This window comes from Thermosulfurimonas dismutans (assembly GCF_001652585.1).
Classification (GTDB): domain Bacteria; phylum Desulfobacterota; class Thermodesulfobacteria; order Thermodesulfobacteriales; family Thermodesulfobacteriaceae; genus Thermosulfurimonas; species Thermosulfurimonas dismutans.
Window position 1 is genome coordinate 1 of the sequence record NZ_LWLG01000043.1, and the last position, 861, is coordinate 861.

1 pseudogene is annotated in these 861 nt (G+C 54.2%); it reads right to left on the reverse strand.

The features are described 5' to 3' along the window. Window positions 1-729, reverse strand: a pseudogene (locus TDIS_RS10625) (hypothetical protein); the annotation flags it as partial. Between the last annotated feature and the right edge of the window lie 132 nt (window positions 730-861).

Sequence of the window (861 nt, forward strand, 5' to 3'; positions counted from 1 at the left end):
AATTATTATGTTTTCTCCTGTAGAGGGTAGCTGGATGGTGGCCCGGGTAGCTGTAGAATCCGTTCCCTGGGCCAGGATAGCTCCGGTAGCACTATTTTTTCTTATCTCGTAATCCCATTTGTTAAGAATGGCGTTGTAGGTGAGTTTTACGTAAATCTTATTGTCGTTTCCATCTATATCCCGGATTACAAAGGTAGTCTCAGCCGATCCGCCATCAGTTATATTTCCGTTAAGGTTAATCACCATGGTTTCGATATCTTCGCGGGCGTCCAGATTAGTGATGACATCGATCTTGGAAGTGGCTACCGGAGGAGAGGTGCGATCGATGCGGATATCGGTAATGGCTCCGGTGATATCCCCGGTATTTTCGTCTATTTGCCAGCCTTGGATCCGGAACCCAGCGGGGTTGAAAAAGTCGTCCTCGCTTTCGCCGAAGATGTTTACGATCACCGGCGGGCCCAGGGCCAAGAGCCGGGGAAGGATGCGGTTACGGAAGACTTCGAACCCCGGGTTCTCCAGCCCGATAGAATTTACCAAGCCACAGGGGGTTTCCGAAAGCCTGGGGGGAGGGTTGCCGGTTCGAGGCTCAAGAGAGAGGCCTTTGGTGACCAGGGCTCCTACCGAGGAAAGGATCTTCCGGGGGAGGGTCTCTCCGAAACCCCAAGTGCCCGAGGCCAGCATGAGGGGGTTTGGGAGTTTGAGTTCGCCTAGTTCAACTGAGTTTGTCAAGCGCACCTCCCGGGAATCCACCGCCGGCCCCTCTAGGCAGGACCCTAAGATATCCACCTCGGCGGCGTTGCACTACGCAGCCCAAGCAAAGTCCTTGTCCGCAGGCCAGCTGAAGGCCTCCAACGAGAGATA